At 52.0% G+C, this 814-nt stretch carries 1 pseudogene; it reads left to right on the top strand.

The features are described 5' to 3' along the window. Window positions 1-814: pseudogene (locus tag F8N00_RS18185) on the top strand (hypothetical protein); the annotation flags it as partial.

Raw genomic sequence — 814 nt, 5'->3', positions numbered from 1 at the left:
GATTGGCGCTGGTATTTACGAACGCAAGGGATGACGAATCCGTCGTTTGACCTCGATTTTGGAGACGGGATCGGTCTCTCGTTTGCTTCCGCCCGGATTGACGCGCCGGTCTATAAATTAGATGGATTACAGGCGAAGCAGGTCGCCTCCTTTAATTCGATGCTTGAGGATGAGACATTCTTCAAAGCCGATAACCCGGACATCGTCGACTTATCTCCGAACCCGATGTCAAAAGATAATAACCTGCCTGTCCTTCATGCGGAAGTCGCGGAAGGCGATCCGAAATACATCTGGCAAGTCGCGAAATCCGGTAAGCTGCCGGCACGACCGAATAACGCCTACCGCTTTGATATTACAGCGAGCGGTCGCGGTGTCGACCGGCTCCACGTCAAGGTCCGGTTCTTTGATGCGAAGGATCGCGAGCTGAATCAAACGTATGTCGTCGCTCCGCGTGATTCCGGTGATGTCGATGCGATTCACTTGCAAGGTGAATATGTCACACCACGAAACGCAAAAACGATGCGGATTGATCTACTCAGCTTCCAGCGCCCCGAGCGGAAAACGTATTGGTGGGTCCATGATATTAAAATATTCAGCTATGAGGATTATATGATTCCGAACACGTTTACGATGACGAAAGACTTGCCTGCCGGTCGTTACGCTGGGTTTGCCCGTGTGCTGCTGAACCAAAAAGGTGGACAACTGGATCTAACCCTCAATAAACGAGGCGTCACGATTCCAACTCGACAACGATCCGGTGCTAAACTCGCTTGGGTTCCGATCGGTTCGTTCACGACGCCGAGCGGTCCTGCGA

Origin of the sequence: Exiguobacterium sp. A1_3_1, assembly GCF_048985645.1 — a bacterium.
GTDB lineage: Bacteria > Bacillota > Bacilli > Exiguobacteriales > Exiguobacteriaceae > Exiguobacterium_A > Exiguobacterium_A indicum.
This window is presented reverse-complemented; position numbering and strand designations above follow the sequence as displayed.